At 63.2% G+C, this 14,428-nt stretch carries 13 protein-coding genes; 6 read left to right on the plus strand and 7 right to left on the minus strand.

Features of this window, described 5'->3' with window-relative positions; translation table 11 throughout:
* Positions 1-23 precede the first annotated feature (23 nt).
* The 4 genes from glyA to G8767_RS25370 all read left to right on the plus strand — a co-directional run bounded on the left by glyA (position 24) and on the right by G8767_RS25370 (position 5,311).
* Positions 24-1,331 (plus strand): serine hydroxymethyltransferase, encoded by a 1,308-nt coding sequence (glyA, locus tag G8767_RS25355; protein ID WP_003945195.1) that lies wholly within the window; start codon positions 24-26, stop codon positions 1,329-1,331.
* 160 nt (positions 1,332-1,491) lie between these two features.
* Positions 1,492-2,925 (plus strand): amidase family protein, encoded by a 1,434-nt coding sequence (locus tag G8767_RS25360; protein ID WP_166812517.1) that lies wholly within the window; start codon positions 1,492-1,494, stop codon positions 2,923-2,925.
* A gap of 26 nt (positions 2,926-2,951) precedes the next feature.
* Positions 2,952-3,668 (plus strand): LuxR family transcriptional regulator, encoded by a 717-nt coding sequence (locus tag G8767_RS25365; protein ID WP_124567078.1) that lies wholly within the window; start codon positions 2,952-2,954, stop codon positions 3,666-3,668.
* Between the two features lie 275 nt (positions 3,669-3,943).
* Positions 3,944-5,311 (plus strand): PhoH family protein, encoded by a 1,368-nt coding sequence (locus tag G8767_RS25370; protein WP_003945274.1) that lies wholly within the window; start codon positions 3,944-3,946, stop codon positions 5,309-5,311.
* A gap of 61 nt (positions 5,312-5,372) precedes the next feature.
* Here G8767_RS25370 and G8767_RS25375 read toward each other — a convergent pair whose 3' ends face one another.
* From G8767_RS25375 to G8767_RS25395, 5 genes are all read right to left on the minus strand, one after another.
* Complete coding sequence (locus G8767_RS25375; RefSeq protein WP_124567077.1) at positions 5,373-5,777, minus strand: carboxymuconolactone decarboxylase family protein; 405 nt, start codon at positions 5,775-5,777, stop codon at positions 5,373-5,375.
* Positions 5,778-5,807: 30 nt separating this feature from the next.
* Positions 5,808-6,233 (minus strand): limonene-1,2-epoxide hydrolase family protein, encoded by a 426-nt coding sequence (locus G8767_RS25380; protein ID WP_166812519.1) that lies wholly within the window; start codon positions 6,231-6,233, stop codon positions 5,808-5,810.
* A gap of 17 nt (positions 6,234-6,250) precedes the next feature.
* Positions 6,251-7,864, minus strand: a complete 1,614-nt coding sequence (locus G8767_RS25385) for a serine hydrolase (protein WP_166812521.1) — start codon at positions 7,862-7,864, stop codon at positions 6,251-6,253.
* Positions 7,865-7,960: 96 nt separating this feature from the next.
* The gene (locus G8767_RS25390; RefSeq protein WP_166812560.1) at positions 7,961-9,532 is read right to left on the minus strand and encodes an MFS transporter; all 1,572 of its coding nucleotides are present in this window, start codon (positions 9,530-9,532) and stop codon (positions 7,961-7,963) included.
* 96 nt (positions 9,533-9,628) lie between these two features.
* On the minus strand, positions 9,629-10,195 hold the full coding sequence (locus tag G8767_RS25395) for a TetR/AcrR family transcriptional regulator (RefSeq protein ID WP_124567074.1): 567 nt from the start codon (positions 10,193-10,195) through the stop codon (positions 9,629-9,631).
* A 342-nt stretch (positions 10,196-10,537) separates the two neighbouring features.
* Here G8767_RS25395 and G8767_RS25400 point away from each other — a divergent pair, with 342 nt between their 5' ends.
* Both G8767_RS25400 and G8767_RS25405 read left to right on the plus strand, forming a co-directional pair.
* The gene (locus tag G8767_RS25400; protein WP_166812523.1) at positions 10,538-10,993 is read left to right on the plus strand and encodes a nitroreductase family deazaflavin-dependent oxidoreductase; all 456 of its coding nucleotides are present in this window, start codon (positions 10,538-10,540) and stop codon (positions 10,991-10,993) included.
* 59 nt (positions 10,994-11,052) lie between these two features.
* A complete protein-coding gene (locus G8767_RS25405; RefSeq protein WP_166812525.1) occupies positions 11,053-11,772 on the plus strand; it encodes an NAD(P)-binding domain-containing protein in 720 nt (239 codons plus the stop codon).
* A gap of 50 nt (positions 11,773-11,822) precedes the next feature.
* Here the strand turns inward: G8767_RS25405 and G8767_RS25410 are convergent, their stop codons facing one another.
* Together G8767_RS25410 and glpX are read right to left on the minus strand one after the other, a co-directional pair.
* Positions 11,823-13,226: a class II fumarate hydratase gene (locus G8767_RS25410; RefSeq protein WP_166812527.1), complete on the minus strand. Its 1,404-nt coding sequence runs from the start codon at positions 13,224-13,226 to the stop codon at positions 11,823-11,825.
* A gap of 101 nt (positions 13,227-13,327) precedes the next feature.
* Positions 13,328-14,362 (minus strand): class II fructose-bisphosphatase, encoded by a 1,035-nt coding sequence (gene glpX, locus G8767_RS25415; RefSeq protein WP_019744581.1) that lies wholly within the window; start codon positions 14,360-14,362, stop codon positions 13,328-13,330.
* Positions 14,363-14,428 lie beyond the last annotated feature (66 nt).

Raw genomic sequence — 14,428 nt, forward strand, 5'->3', positions numbered from 1 at the left:
GCATCCAGCTTGGAGATTCCTCGATGACCGCTGTGCCCGGCTCCGACGTCAACTCTGCATCACTCGCCGAACTCGATCCCGAAGTCGCCGAGGCGATGGCTGGTGAATTGGCTCGTCAGCGCGACACGCTCGAGATGATCGCGTCGGAAAACTTCGTTCCCCGCTCGGTTCTGCAGGCTCAGGGCAGCGTCCTGACCAACAAGTACGCCGAGGGCTACCCGGGACGTCGTTACTACGGCGGTTGCGAGCACGTCGACGTCATCGAGGATCTTGCGCGCAACCGTGCGAAGGAACTCTTCGGTGCGGAGTTCGCCAACGTTCAGCCGCACTCGGGCGCACAGGCCAATGCTGCTGTCCTGATGGCTCTGATGAACCCGGGTGAGAAGCTGCTCGGCCTCGACCTCGCACACGGCGGTCACCTCACGCACGGCATGAAGCTCAACTTCTCCGGCAAGTTGTACGACGTCGCGTCCTACGGCGTCAGCAAGGAAGATCACCGCATCGACATGGACGAGGTGCGCTCGATCGCCCTCGCCGAGAAGCCGAAGGTCATCGTCGCCGGCTGGTCCGCGTACCCGCGTCAGCAGGACTTCGCGGCGTTCCGTGCGATCGCCGACGAGGTCGGGGCGTACCTGTGGGTCGACATGGCTCACTTCGCCGGACTGGTGGCAGCCGGCCTGCACCCGTCGCCCGTCCCGTACGCGGACGTCGTCTCCTCGACCGTCCACAAGACCCTCGGTGGACCGCGTTCCGGTCTGATCCTGGCGAAGAAGGAGTGGGCCAAGAAGCTCAACTCCGCTGTCTTCCCCGGTCAGCAGGGCGGTCCGCTCATGCATGCCATCGCGGCCAAGGCAGTCACCTTCAAGATCGCTGCCGGTGAAGAGTTCAAGGATCGTCAGGCACGCACCCTTTCCGGTGCGCGCATCCTGGCCGAGCGTCTGGGCAACAAGGACGTCGCAGATCAGGGCATCAGCGTTCTGACCGGCGGCACCGACGTTCACCTCGTTCTCGTGGACCTGCGTAACTCGCAACTCGACGGCCAGCAGGGTGAGGACCTTCTGCACGAAATCGGCATCACGGTCAACCGCAACGCTGTTCCGTTCGATCCCCGCCCGCCGATGACCACCTCCGGTCTGCGCATCGGTACCGCTGCGTTGGCCACCCGCGGATTCGGCGATGCCGAGTTCACCGAGGTCGCCGACATCATCGGTACTGCTCTGGCCGGCAACGCGGATCTGCCGGCGCTGCGTGCGCGTGTGGCCAAGCTCGCTCTCGACCTTCCGCTCTACGACGGTCTCGAGAACTGGGGCCTGCTCAGCAAGAACGTCTAGGAATTTCTTCACCGACGGCCCGGTCCCTTTCGAGGGGCCGGGCCGTCGGTGTTCATGGATGGGCGGTTCACGGAGTTGTGGCATCGGTCACATGACCGATGGTGGCCGAGTTCGGCGCTTCCTAGCCTGAGAGCATCACCCCTCCGGCGAAGGAAACCCCATGACCGAACAGAATCTGCATTGGCTCTCCGCTACCGAGATGGCGGCGTCGGTTGCGTCGAACAGTCTCTCGCCCAACGAGATTGCCGAAGCGATGATCCAGCGGGTCGACGCCGTCAATCCGTCGATCAACGCGATAGTGCAGTTCGATCGTGAGCAGGTCACCCGCGACGCGGCCGAACTCTCACGACAGCAGGAATCGGGCGAGAAACTCGGCCCGCTGCACGGCGTTCCGTTCACGATCAAAGATCTGACGGCAGTGAACGGGTTGCCGACCACGTTCGGGATGAAGCCGATGGCCGACAACATCGCCACGGGAAATGCCGTCGTCGTGGACAGGCTGCGGGGCGCCGGCGGACTGTTCCTGGGAAAGACGAACACTCCCGAAAGCGGTTACTACGGTGGCACCGACAACCATCTGTACGGGCCGACGCACAACCCGTGGAAGCTCGGCAACAGCGCGGGTGGGTCCAGTGGCGGTGCGTCGGCTGCTGTGGCTGCAGGCCTCGGGCCACTTGCCGAGGGCAGTGACGGCGCCGGATCGGTGCGTATCCCGTCGGCGCTCTGCGGGGTCGTCGGGTTGAAGCCGACCACTGGCGTCATCCCGCAGACCATTCTGGCCGGGCGCTTCTACAACTGGGCGTACCACGGTCCGATCACCAGGACTGTCGCTGACAACGCGCTCATGCTCGACATCATGGCCGGGCCGGACAATGCGGATCCGCTCTCGATCGAGCGTGCCGAGACCTCGTATGTCGAAGCATCGAAGGGCGACGTGAAGGGGCTTCGCGTCGCGTGGTCGACGAATCTCGGTCTCGGCCACGTGGATCCGGAGGTACTGGCAGTGTGCCTCGACGCGTTGTCGGCATTCGCGGAATTGGGTGCCCAGATCACCGAGGCGACCCCGCAGTGGGGAAATCCGTCGGAGTCGATGTGGAACGGCATCTGGGTTCCCGGTTTCGCTTCCGAATACGACTTGCTCGACTGGGAGGACCAGCGCGGCGAGGTCGACGACAACCTGATCGAGATCATGCACGAGGCCGAGCGACTCACCGGTGTCGACGTCGGGCGGGCCGACGCATTCCGCGGCGTCATGTGGGACACGTGGACCACGTTCATGAACGACTACGACGTGTTGGTCTCGCCGACCTTGGCTTCGGCCACGTTCCCGCTCAGTCAGTTCGCGCCGTCGTGGCTCGAAGGCGCGTCGCTGCGTGAGCAGTTGCTCGATTGGCTCTTCACCTACCCGTACAACATGCTCAACAATCCGGCGATCACCGTGCCCGCCGGATTTACCGCCGACGGTCGACCGGTGGGGCTGCAGATCGCCGCACGTCACCGCCAGGACGCACTGGTTCTACGGACTGCCGCGAACTTCGAAGCGGTGCGTCCCTGGGCGGACAAGAAGCCGGCCGATTCACTGGTGGTGGCCTAGCTCACACGATTGGCTAGATTGGTGTGATGACGTCTGTACTGCCTGATCGCGGCGCCGGACCTGACATGTTCGCGCCGCGATCGCCGGCGGCCGGGGCCTACGGCATTCTCGGCCTGTGCGCCGAAGAACTCCGCGCACGGGGACTCGCGTACTCGGCTGCGGCGGTCACGTACCGAGACCCGTCGAGCGGACGGCATCGTGCTCTGGCGAGTTCCGGATACGACGCCAGGGTGCTCGAGTTCCTGCTCGACGACTTCGTGGCCGATCGCAATCTCTTCGGCATCATTCGCGAGGCTTCGGGCGTGCCCGTGTTCTGGCAGGACGTGCCACGATTCGAGCAGGTCGAGATGGTCACCGATGTTCTCCGGCCGTCCGGGTACGCCGAGGGGGCTTCGGTCGCTTTGGGGTTCTCCGGCCGTGAGGTGACCGGATTGCTGCACATGAGCTTCGCGGATTCCGGCGTCGTCGATCGCGTGCGCGAGGTGGTGGCGGCGTCCAGCGCGGCCTGCTCGAGCGTCGTGGGGGACCAGGTGGCGCTCGATCGCGTCCATCTCAGCCCGCGGGAGATCCAAGTACTGCAATTGGTGGCCAGGGGCGCGGGCAATGTCGAGATCGCCGAGAAGTTGTTCGTCAGCCGTCGCACCGTCGCCACCCACCTCGAGAACATCTTCGTCAAGACCGGAACCAATTCGCGGGTTCAGGCAGCGGTGCGCGCTGCCAAGTGGGGTCTGATCGAGTCCTGAGTGACGCTGAATCACACGAGTGGCATTTTGTTACCTGGCGTTCACCAGATGTGCGGCTCGTTCCGTGGCGCGAGTGTCCGATCCGCAGTACCGTCGGCAGTAACGAGTAACCAGAAGTTACTTGTGCGGGAGGTTCTGATCGTGACTGAAACACTCAGTACGAGAGGGCCGGCGCCCGGCCCTTGTATCAGCTGACACAGCGTCACCTGACACCAGAGCCGTCCGGCCCAGCGAGCTGAGTTTGCGCGGGTGCCGCGCAGACCTAGGAGCCCAACGTGACTGCATCACGCTCCGTCTCTGCCCACTCGGCCCGGGCTGATCTATCAGCCGGGAATCATTCGGGAGATGCACTTCGCACGTACGTCTTGGATACCTCGGTACTACTGTCCGATCCATGGGCTGTCACACGATTCGCCGAACACCACGTGGTTCTCCCACTGGTCGTGATCAGCGAACTCGAAGGCAAGCGACACCACCACGAACTGGGATGGTTCGCCCGAGAATCGCTCCGCATGCTCGACGATCTCCGGATCGAATACAGCCGACTCGACCGTCCGGTGCCGATCGGCACCGAGAACGGGACACTGCAGGTAGAACTCAATCACACCGACCCTGCAGTCCTGCCCGTCGGATTCCGCACGGACAGTAACGATTCGAGGATTCTGGCGTGCGCGTTGAATCTTGCGGCGGAGGGTAAGGACGTAGTCCTCGTCAGCAAGGACATTCCGCTTCGCGTGAAGGCAGGCGCGGTGGGACTGCCTGCCGACGAGTACCACGCTCACGACGTCGTGCCCTCCGGTTGGACGGGCATGACCGAACTGGACGTCGCGTCGACGGACATCGACGAGCTGTTCAACGAGGGATTCCTGGACCTCGACGAAGCGCGAGATCTGCCGTGTCACACGGGTCTTCGCCTGTTGGGTGGGTCGTCGAGCGCTCTCGGTCGGGTGACTCCCGACAAGCGCATCCAGTTGGTGCGCGGCGAGCGCGAGGCGTTCGGGCTGCACGGGCGCTCCGCCGAGCAGCGCATTGCGCTCGATCTCCTCATGGACGAGAGTATCGGCATCATCTCGCTCGGCGGTAAGGCGGGCACCGGTAAATCGGCCTTGGCTCTGACCGCAGGTTTGGAAGCCGTTCTCGAGCGCCGTACTCAGCGGAAGGTTGTCGTCTTCCGTCCGCTGTATGCCGTTGGCGGACAAGAACTCGGCTACCTTCCCGGTAGTGAGAGTGAGAAGATGGGCCCGTGGGCTCAGGCCGTCTTCGACACTCTGGACGGGTTGGCCTCACCCGAGGTTCTGGAAGAGGTTCTCGCCCGCGGAATGCTGGAAGTGTTGCCGCTGACGCATATTCGCGGTCGGTCGCTGCACGATTCGTTCGTGATCGTCGACGAAGCGCAGTCACTCGAGCGAAATGTTCTGCTGACAGTGCTTTCTCGTCTGGGAACCGGCTCGCGGGTGGTGCTCACTCACGACGTCGCGCAGCGTGACAACCTGCGAGTGGGCAGGCACGACGGAGTTGCGGCCGTCATCGAAAAGCTGAAGGGGCACCCGCTTTTCGCACACATCACGCTTACGCGCAGTGAGCGTTCACCGATCGCCGAGTTGGTGACCGACATGCTCGAGGAGTTCGGCCCCACTTCCTGAGAAGCGATCTCCCCGTGCGGACTTCGGTCTGCACGGGGAGATGTATGGGTTCGAAGTTGTTTCAGTTTTGCAGCGGTCCCAGTTCGATGTCGAGAACTTCCTGCACCACACGCATCGCCGCCAGCCCCGCCGGCGCGCCGCAGTACGCGCTCGCATGGATCACGGTTTCGACGATCTCGGTGCGCGTCAAGCCGTTTCGCAGTGCCCCGCGTACGTGGCCTTTCAGTTCGTTCTCGGCGCGCAACGCGATCAGCATCCCCAGATTGATCAGACTGCGACTGCGACGATCGAGTCCCGGGCGCGTCCACACCGATCCCCAGACGTTGGCCGTCACGAAGTTCTGCAGTTCTTCGCTGTCGGTGCCGCGGGTGCGCTCGAAAGCTGCGTCGACGAAATCGGCGCCCATGACTTCGGTTCGCACAGCCAAGCCGGCGTCGAAGGAGTCAGGCGTGGTGTTCTCGGACATGGGAGGTTCGCTCGCTTTCGGCAGGTGTTTTCAGGCCGGAGCAAGCCTACTTCGTGTCCCGCTCCCGACGACTGCACGGCCGACCGCGGTCACCACGCCCCACGCGACGTCTCGCAGACTGAAGTAGTCCCGCCAGACGGAGACCTTGCCGTCACGCAGTTCGAAGGTTCCGCACACCCAGAATTCGATGCGCAGCGGTCCGACGGTGAGGATGTCGGTGCGTTCGGTGAGCACCGTGGTCTCGTCGCCGACGATGTGGTGCATCTCCGCCTCGAATTTCAGTGAAGGCTTGGTGACCAGCCGTAGCGCTCGCACGACGGTCTTCTTGCCTCGCAGCGTGGGGAGCGAGACGTTCTGCCAGACGATGTCGTCTGTCATCAATTCGGCTGCGGCGTCCACGTCGAAATCGGTGAGGGCCGCGAACATTGCGTTCACCGTGGCTGTCGAACTACTCATGGGGTGTCCTTGGCTGATTATTCGGCCGGTGTTGCCCGGATGAAGGTACCGAGATGATCGTGATCGAAGTACTCCAAGGTTAGCGAGTTTCCGTCGAAGGTGGCCTTCGAGACCGTCCCGGCCGGTGCGTTCTCGCCGCTGAGCGAGAACGTGAAGGTGTTTCCGTCCCAGTGGGTCAGCGGGTACGTCACGGCCGCGGGACCCATGGTCAAGGTCAGCGCACCGTTCTGCTGCGTCACGAGTGCGGGACCCCAGTACGGGTTGCCGTAGTCGCCGGTCAATTGGTTTGTCGGTGGTGCAGGAGCGGGGGAGGCCGGCGGTGTCTTCCCGGCAAGTTCGCCCTCGGGATCGGCTTGTGAGGCAAACGACGCTTCGTAGAGCGGGCGCCACTCGCGGGTGATCTTTCCGAACTGCACCAGGTCGGCGAACTCGGCGGTCAAGGTCTCCGCGACGCCGGTGGGCGTGCCGTTGGTCAGAACGACGATGCCGACGTCAGCGGAGGGAATCGTCACGAAATTCGTCCCGGCTCCGACCAGGAAGGCGCCGGAATGGCTGGCGGTGACACGGCCCGCGGCGCTGTCGGAAACGTTGAACCCGTAGCCGTAGAAGCCGGAGCGTTCCCCGATTTCCTGCGCGTGGCGCGAGACGATCTCCGGGTTGACCGCGGGCACGAGCGCATCTGTCTGAACGATCTGCTGCCCCTGATACTGACCACCCGACAGCACCATGTCCAACCACTTGGCCATGTCGTTCGCCGAGGAGCTGACTCCACCGGCGGGGGATTGGGCGTCGGCGTCCCGAACCGGCCCTACCTCGTACTTTCCGTCTTCGAGAATGTGGCCCACTGTTCGATTTTCTCGGGCTTGGTAATCGGCGAACCGCGAAGACGTCGACGTCATACCGAGCGGACCGTAGATCGTGTTCTGCGACAGCGTTTCCCAATCGGTGCCCGCCGCAGCGGCAACGGCCTCCGCGCCGGCTGTGACGCCGAAGTTCGTGTACTCGTATGTGATTCGGAACGGATTGAGCGGTAGCTGGCGAAGTTTCTCGAGCACCTGGCCCCGGTTGTAGCCCAGGTCCTCCAGCCCGTCGCCGGCGTGGTCCGGTAATCCCGACCGATGCGTGTAGAGATCGGAGATCGTGAGGTGGTCGGTCACCCACGGATCGGCAAGCGTAAACCCCGGAAGTTTCGAGATCACCGGAGTGTCCCAGTCGACGGTCCCGATTCCGACTTCGTGGGCGACCACCGTGGCCCCTACCGATTTCGACACCGACGCCAGTTGGAACACGGTGTCCGCATCGACGGTGGCGCTCTTACCCAACTCGCGAACCCCGAATCCCTTTGCATACACAGTCTTACCTCCGTGCACCACGGCCACAGCCATGCCGGGAACACCGGAACTTGCCATGAGATCGTTCGCGAGGCCGTCGAGCTTCCCGACCGCGTCGTCGATTTGCCCGTCCGGGATCGGCACCCCGGCGTCCAGACCCGGGCTGGCGTCGCTGACGACCGGCCCGGGCGCTGAGGTGGTGTCTGAATCGGACGAGCATCCGGCGAGCAGGGCGACTGTCAGTACTACCGGAACCGCCGCTGCCGACAGAAGCGAGCTGTTTCTACTGGTGATGGACACGAGATTCTCCCTAGCAGGGCTGTCGTCGGTACCACTCGGTCAATCCAGTATCGGGAATCGTGGGCTGATAGTGGGACAAATCGGGAAACCTTGTAACTACTTCGGGGTCTTGGTTGTCAGACTGCCGAGAATGGAGCCTTCCGTGACCGGCTTCCAGGGAAGCAACAACGCGACCAGCAGAGCGGTGATCAGTGCCGCGCCGACCGTGAAGTACGACGCGATGGCGAAGCCTTCCAGGCATGCAGTCTTCATCGTGTAGATCAGACTGTCCTTCTGCTGCTCGAAGAGCGGACTGATGTCGCGGGAGCGGATCTCGATGACGCTGAGCACGGACTCCCGAGCGAAGCCCTTCTCCTGTGCCGACATCACGGCGTCGGGAATAGCGTCGACGATCGGAGCCACCTTGGACGTGTAGTACGAGGCGACGATCGAGCCGATGACGGCGACGCCCAGGGTCCCGCCCAGCTCACGCGTCGTGTCGTTGACTGCCGAACCTGCGCCGGCTTCGTCGAGGGGCACCGAGGACATGATGGAGTCGGTTGCCGGTCCCTGGACAATTGCGAGGCCAAGACCCATGAGCACCATCGAGATCACGACGGGTCCGAGGTAGGGCGTCTCGACGGTCGTCCGACCCGCCAGGAACATCCCGCCGCTGAGGACGAGGAGGCCGAACACCATCACTGCGGTCGTGCCGAGTTTCTGTGCCGCCAAGGTGGCGACTGGGGCGCCCACGGCAACAGCTGCAGCGAAAGGCAAAGAGTGGATGCCGAATTCGAGCGGCGAGTACTCCCGGACTCCCTGGAAGTACTGTGTGATCAGGAACAAGAATCCGAACATGCTGAAGTAACTCACCGCAATTGCCAAGGCGGGGAACGAAAAACGTCGGATCCGAAAGAGGTTCATGTTCAGGATCGGTGCATCGGTGCGCAGTTCCCAGAAGACGAATGCGCCCAACAGCACTGTCGCGGAGAGGTATCCCGTGATGCTGAACGTCGACACCCATCCACGATGTGGTGCGTCGATGATGGTCCACACCAGAATGACGATGCCGAGGAGCGACAAGATTGTTCCGACGAAATCGAATCGGCCGACGTGGAGCGCCTTCGATTCCGGAACAACCAGCAGCACACCGACGATGACCAACAACGCTGCCGGAACGTTCATCCAGAACACCGAGTGCCAGGAGAAGTGCTCGAGAAGCCAGCCGCCCGCCGTCGGGCCGATGGCAATCGCGAAGCCGGCCATTGCGGTCCAGGCCGCGATGGCGATGGCCCGTTCTCTGGCGTCGGTGAAGATGTTGGTGATCATGGCCAGAGTTGCCGGAAAGACTGCCGCGGCAAAGACACCCATGGCAGCGCGCGCCATGATCACCTGTTCGAGGTTGGAAGCCAAAGCGCCGACGAGCGACATCGCGCCGACGCCGATCAGACCGATGATCATCACTCGGCGGCGTCCGAAGCGGTCACCCAAGTGGCCGAAAGTGAGTAGGAACCCGGCGAAGGTCAACGTGTACGCGTCGACGATCCATTGCAGGTCGCTGACGCTGGCGAACAGGTCGACGCTCATCGTCGGCAGCGCGACGTTGACCACTGTGTTGTCCAGCACGACAAGGAGTTCGGCGAGGCAGATGAAGATCAGCGCAGCGAATAAACGGGACTTGGTCATCATGGGCGCCGAGGGCGCCGGTGCAAGTGTGTGAGACATGTTTGTACGCCATCTCTGCTCCTGCGCGAACGGCAGCAGCGGTTGGAAGTAGGTGGTCAGTCAGCTCGGGGCTGAGACCAGTGCCTTGAGGTGAGCGCCGATGCGATCGAGAGGCGCTGTGGTGTGCTGGGCTTTTGCCATCAGGGTTGCGCCTTCGATCGACGCGATCACGACGGTTGCCCACTGTGCTGCAGTCTCGGACGGCTGTCCCTGCTGCCAGAAGAACGATGTGAGAAGCGATTCCCACGAAGTGAAGGATTCGCCGGCTGCAATTAGCGCGGCCGGTGTCGACGAGCCCTCGACGGCCGCGGCCGCGACCGGACAGGAGGACGTGAAATTGCTCTCCACCAAGCTGTTTCGGAAAATCGTGACAACTGCGTCGATGATCTCCGGTGGGGAAGACTGAGCGATCATCGAACTGATGGCTGCGCTGATGCCCCGGCCGAAGTACGCGACGGCCTCACCGGCCAACTGTCCTTTGCCTTCGGGGAAGTAGTGGTAGACCGACCCGCGGGGCGCCCCGGACCGTTCGACGATCTCTGTGAGCGAGGTCGTGGCGATCCCGTGTTCGCGGAAGGCGTTGATGGCGCCGACCAGCATCAGAGTGCGGGAATCGGAGTCGGCCATCCCGTCATCGTATGCAATCACGGTGCGGTTCGATTCATCTGGTGCTGCTGATTCTTTTGGTGCTCCCCACTTGCGGCGCGCTGCGGCGATCGGACAACGCGTCTGCGGGCCGGTCATGGCGACGAGGCGTCTCGAGGTGCGTTCATCTCTGCCTCCCAGTATGTCGATCGGTATAGGAACGAATCTGAGACTAGATGTAACCGACAGACACAGTCAAGTGTTGTATGCAGGTGGTGGGTATCGATAGAGATTCTTGGTGGCAGAACTCCGCGATCAGTGGTTATATCGTGCGATATAGAGCTGTTGCTGAGAGAGTGTCAGCTCCGGAGGAGAGGAAACGACATGCCGGTACCGACGTCAGTTGCACGAAAAAGAAGAATCGAAGTTGCAGTCGGGAAGTATTTCGCCAATCCGCTGGTCACCGGATTGAATCGGATCGGCATGATGCCGTCGTTGATGACCGAGATCGAGACGGTCGGACGCAGAACCGGTCTGACCCGCCGAGTGCCCGTCGCGATCACCTACGACGGCGACGAGGCGTGGGTCATTGCGCAGCATGGCATCGACACAGGTTGGGGTGCCAATATCTCTGCGACGCCGAAGGTTCGGATCCGTCGCCGCGGCGAGTGGATCGACGGGCAGGCCGAGATCATGCCTGACGACGACGTCCCGGCGAGGGTGAAGACATTTGCGTCGGGGAAGATCAGATCGGCACTGACGGCCTCTGCCTTTCGCGGATTGCAGACCGATCCGGTCAGCGTTCGCATCAGACTCGCACTCGATACGTCAATCGATTGAATCAACGGGAGTTGAAATGGTCGGTACGGAATGACCCGGTGCGTCCTCGTCGTTGACGAATGCAGCGGTGGCGCGATCGCCACTGCACACGACGAAGGAGCAGGGTCATGCGCATCGGAATCATCGGAGCCGGTCAGATCGGTGGCACGCTCACACGTAGGCTCGCTGCGCTCGGTCACGACGTGCGCGTCTCGAACTCGCGGACACCGGACACGCTTGCAGAACTGGAAGCGGAGACGGGCGCGAAGGCAGTCCGCAGCACCGAGGCCGCCGAGGGTGCCGAGTTGGTCATCGTGAGCATTCCGCAGAAGAACGTGGTTGATCTGCCGGCGGGGATCCTCAGCGGTGCGGTCGCCGGTGCCCCGGTCATCGAGACCAACAATTACTACCCGCAGCAGCGTGACGGTCTGATCTCCGCCATCGAGGACGGACAGACCGAAAGCGGATGGGTGCAGGAGCACCTGGGTGTGCCGGTATTCAAGGCGTTCAACGGAATCTGGTGGAAGCATCTCCTCGAGAAGGGGCTTCCCGAAGGTGCAGAGGGGCGCATTGCGCTACCCGTCGCCGGCGACGACGACGCGAACAAGCAGGTCGTCTTCGATCTGATCAACCAGTTGGGCTTCGATCCCGTCGATGCGGGAACGATCGACGACTCCTGGCGTCAGCAGCCCGGAACTCCCGTGTACGGCAAGGACTTCGATCGCGAAGCGACACTGAAGGCATTGGCCGAGGCGAGCCCCGACCGCACCGACGAGTGGCGGGCAACCACCACGGCCTAGCGAAAAGGGTGGCGGTTTCCGACGTGGAAACCGCCACCCCTTTTATTTGTTCAGTCCTTGACCTTCGCCATTGCCAGAACGTCGAGACGCTTGTCGAGTTCTTCCTCGCTCAGCTTGTCGGGCACGAGTCCGCGCTCGATGACGACCTGGCGGATCGTCTTCTTCTCCTTCAGTGCCTGCTTCGCCACAGCTGCGGCTTCCTCGTAACCGATCGCCGAGTTGAGGGGCGTCACGATCGACGGCGACGATTCGGCGAGCGTCTTGAGGTGCTCCTCGTGCGCGACCAGGCCGCTGACGCACTTGTCCGCGAACAGTCGAGAGACGTTGGCCAGCAAGGTGAACGACTCCAGCAGGTTGCGCGCCATGACCGGGATGTAGACGTTGAGTTCGAATGCTCCGGCAGCGCCGCCCCACGCGATCGCGGCGTCGTTACCGATCACCTGCGCCGCAACCTGAGTGGTTGCCTCCGGCAGGACGGGGTTGACCTTGCCCGGCATGATCGAGCTACCCGGCTGCAGATCGGGGAGTGCGATCTCGCCGAGCCCGGTCAGCGGACCCGATCCCATCCACCGAATGTCGTTGGCAATCTTCGTCAGTGAGACGGCGATGGTGCGCAGCGCGCCCGATGCCTCGACCAGTCCGTCACGCGCGGCCTGCGCTTCGAAGCTGTTCTTCGCCGGAGTCAGGGCGTCGACGCCTGTCGACTTGACCAGCTCGGCAACAACTTTGGGGCCGAATCCATCCGGAGCATTGAGGCCGGTGCCGACTGCGGTTCCGCCGATAGGAAGCTCGCCCAGGCGGGGGAGTGTTGCGTTGACGCGCTCGATGCCGGCCTCGATCTGACGTGCGTAACCGCCGAACTCCTGACCGAGTGTGACCGGCACAGCATCCATCAAGTGAGTGCGTCCGGACTTGACGACGGTCTTCCACTCGGTCGCCTTCGTGGCAAGCGCAGCATGCAGATGTTCCAGTGCCGGAACAAGATCGGTGACTGCTGCCTCGGTAGCTGCGACGTGAGTGGCGGTGGGGAACGTGTCGTTCGAGGACTGCGACATGTTGACGTGATCGTTCGGATGCACGTCCACGCCGGCGGCCTTCGCGATGGACGCGATGACCTCGTTGGCGTTCATGTTCGAGCTGGTACCGGAACCGGTCTGGAAGACGTCGATGGGAAACTGATCGTCGTGCTTGCCTTCGGCGATCTCGTTCGCGGCGGCGATGATTGCGTCGGCCTTGTCCGCGTCGAGCAGTCCGAGGTCCTTGTTGACCTGCGCGCACGCAGCTTTCAGCAAGCCCATTGCGCGGATCTGGGTGCGCTCGAGCGGGCGCCCGCTGATCGGGAAGTTCTCGACTGCACGCTGGGTCTGTGCTCGCCACAGTGCGTCGATGGGCACCCGAACTTCGCCCATGGTGTCGTGTTCGATTCGGAACTCTTGATCGTTGCTCTCCGTCATGGCTCCACATTGCCACTTTTGGAGGGCGGGTAGGGGACTACGTCCCCCGTGAGCGGTTAAGGAGTGCAGGGACTCCCTAACCACTCACGGGGCGGAGCCCATCAGAACGTCGGGGGAACCGCGCCCTCTTCGCCGTCGAAGTCGACGGAGCTGTACTCGCGCAGCTTCTCGAGACGGTGGTACGCGTCGATCATGCGAACGGTGCCGGACTTGCTACGCATCACGATGGACTGCGTGCTGGCGCCGCCGCCGTAGTAGCGGACGCCGCGCAGGAGGTCACCGTCGGTGACGCCGGTGGCGCAGAAGAAGACGTTCTCGCCCGAGACGAGATCTTCGGTGGTCAGGATCCGATCGAGATCGTGACCGGCGTCGATGGCCTTCTGACGCTCTTCGTCGTCGGTGGGAGCGAGCTTGCCCTGCAGCGATCCACCCATGCAGCGCATGGCCGCTGCGGCGATGATGCCCTCGGGCGTTCCGCCGATGCCCACGAGCATGTCGGTGCCGGACTCCGGACGCGCTGCGGCGATCGCGCCGGCAACGTCACCGTCGGAGATCAGACGGATACGAGCGCCGGTGTCGCGCACGTCCTGGATCAGCTGGTTGTGACGCGGGCGGTCCAGGATGCAGATCGTGATGTCGGAGACCGACGCCTTCTTGACCTTGGCCACGCGCTTGATGTTCTCGGCGATCGGCGCGCTGATGTCGATGACGTCTGCGGCATCCGGCCCGACGGCGATCTTCTCCATGTAGAACACGGCCGACGGGTCGAACATCGCGCCGCGCTCGGCAACAGCCAGAACAGAGATGGCGTTGGGCATGCCCTTGGACATCAAGGTGGTGCCGTCGACCGGGTCGACGGCGAAGTCACAGTCGGGGCCGTCGCCGTTTCCGACCTCTTCGCCGTTGAACAGCATCGGCGCTTCGTCCTTCTCGCCTTCACCGATGACGACGATGCCGCGCATCGAGACCGAGGAGACGAGCTGACGCATTGCGTCGACGGCTGCTCCGTCGCCGCCTTCCTTGTCGCCGCGGCCTACCCAGCGGCCGGCAGCCATAGCACCGGCTTCGGTGACTCGGACCAATTCGAGTGCGAGGTTACGGTCCGGGGTCTCACGATGAGTGCTGCTGGCCGTCATGTGCGGTGCCTCCTGGCGCGGTCGCGGTCGACGGGGTGTGTCGACGCAGTGGTTTCTTCAGGCGTC

Origin of the sequence: Rhodococcus sp. IC4_135 (assembly GCF_011602025.1) — a bacterium.
GTDB classification, from domain to species: Bacteria; Actinomycetota; Actinomycetes; order Mycobacteriales; family Mycobacteriaceae; genus Rhodococcus_F; species Rhodococcus_F baikonurensis.

What these genes read in the sequence shown, in the direction of transcription:
- glyA (WP_003945195.1), top strand. Translation starts at nt 24, where the DNA reads ATGACCGCTGTGCCCGGCTCCGACGTCAACTCTGCATCACTCGCCGAA.
- G8767_RS25360 (WP_166812517.1), top strand. Translation starts at nt 1,492, where the DNA reads ATGACCGAACAGAATCTGCATTGGCTCTCCGCTACCGAGATGGCGGCG.
- G8767_RS25365 (WP_124567078.1), top strand. Translation starts at nt 2,952, where the DNA reads ATGACGTCTGTACTGCCTGATCGCGGCGCCGGACCTGACATGTTCGCG.
- G8767_RS25375 (WP_124567077.1), bottom strand. Translation starts at nt 5,777, where the DNA reads ATGTCCGAGAACACCACGCCTGACTCCTTCGACGCCGGCTTGGCTGTG.
- G8767_RS25380 (WP_166812519.1), bottom strand. Translation starts at nt 6,233, where the DNA reads ATGAGTAGTTCGACAGCCACGGTGAACGCAATGTTCGCGGCCCTCACC.
- G8767_RS25390 (WP_166812560.1), bottom strand. Translation starts at nt 9,532, where the DNA reads ATGATGACCAAGTCCCGTTTATTCGCTGCGCTGATCTTCATCTGCCTC.
- G8767_RS25395 (WP_124567074.1), bottom strand. Translation starts at nt 10,195, where the DNA reads ATGGCCGACTCCGATTCCCGCACTCTGATGCTGGTCGGCGCCATCAAC.
- G8767_RS25400 (WP_166812523.1), top strand. Translation starts at nt 10,538, where the DNA reads ATGCCGGTACCGACGTCAGTTGCACGAAAAAGAAGAATCGAAGTTGCA.
- G8767_RS25405 (WP_166812525.1), top strand. Translation starts at nt 11,053, where the DNA reads ATGCAGCGGTGGCGCGATCGCCACTGCACACGACGAAGGAGCAGGGTC.
- G8767_RS25410 (WP_166812527.1), bottom strand. Translation starts at nt 13,226, where the DNA reads ATGACGGAGAGCAACGATCAAGAGTTCCGAATCGAACACGACACCATG.
- glpX (WP_019744581.1), bottom strand. Translation starts at nt 14,362, where the DNA reads ATGACGGCCAGCAGCACTCATCGTGAGACCCCGGACCGTAACCTCGCA.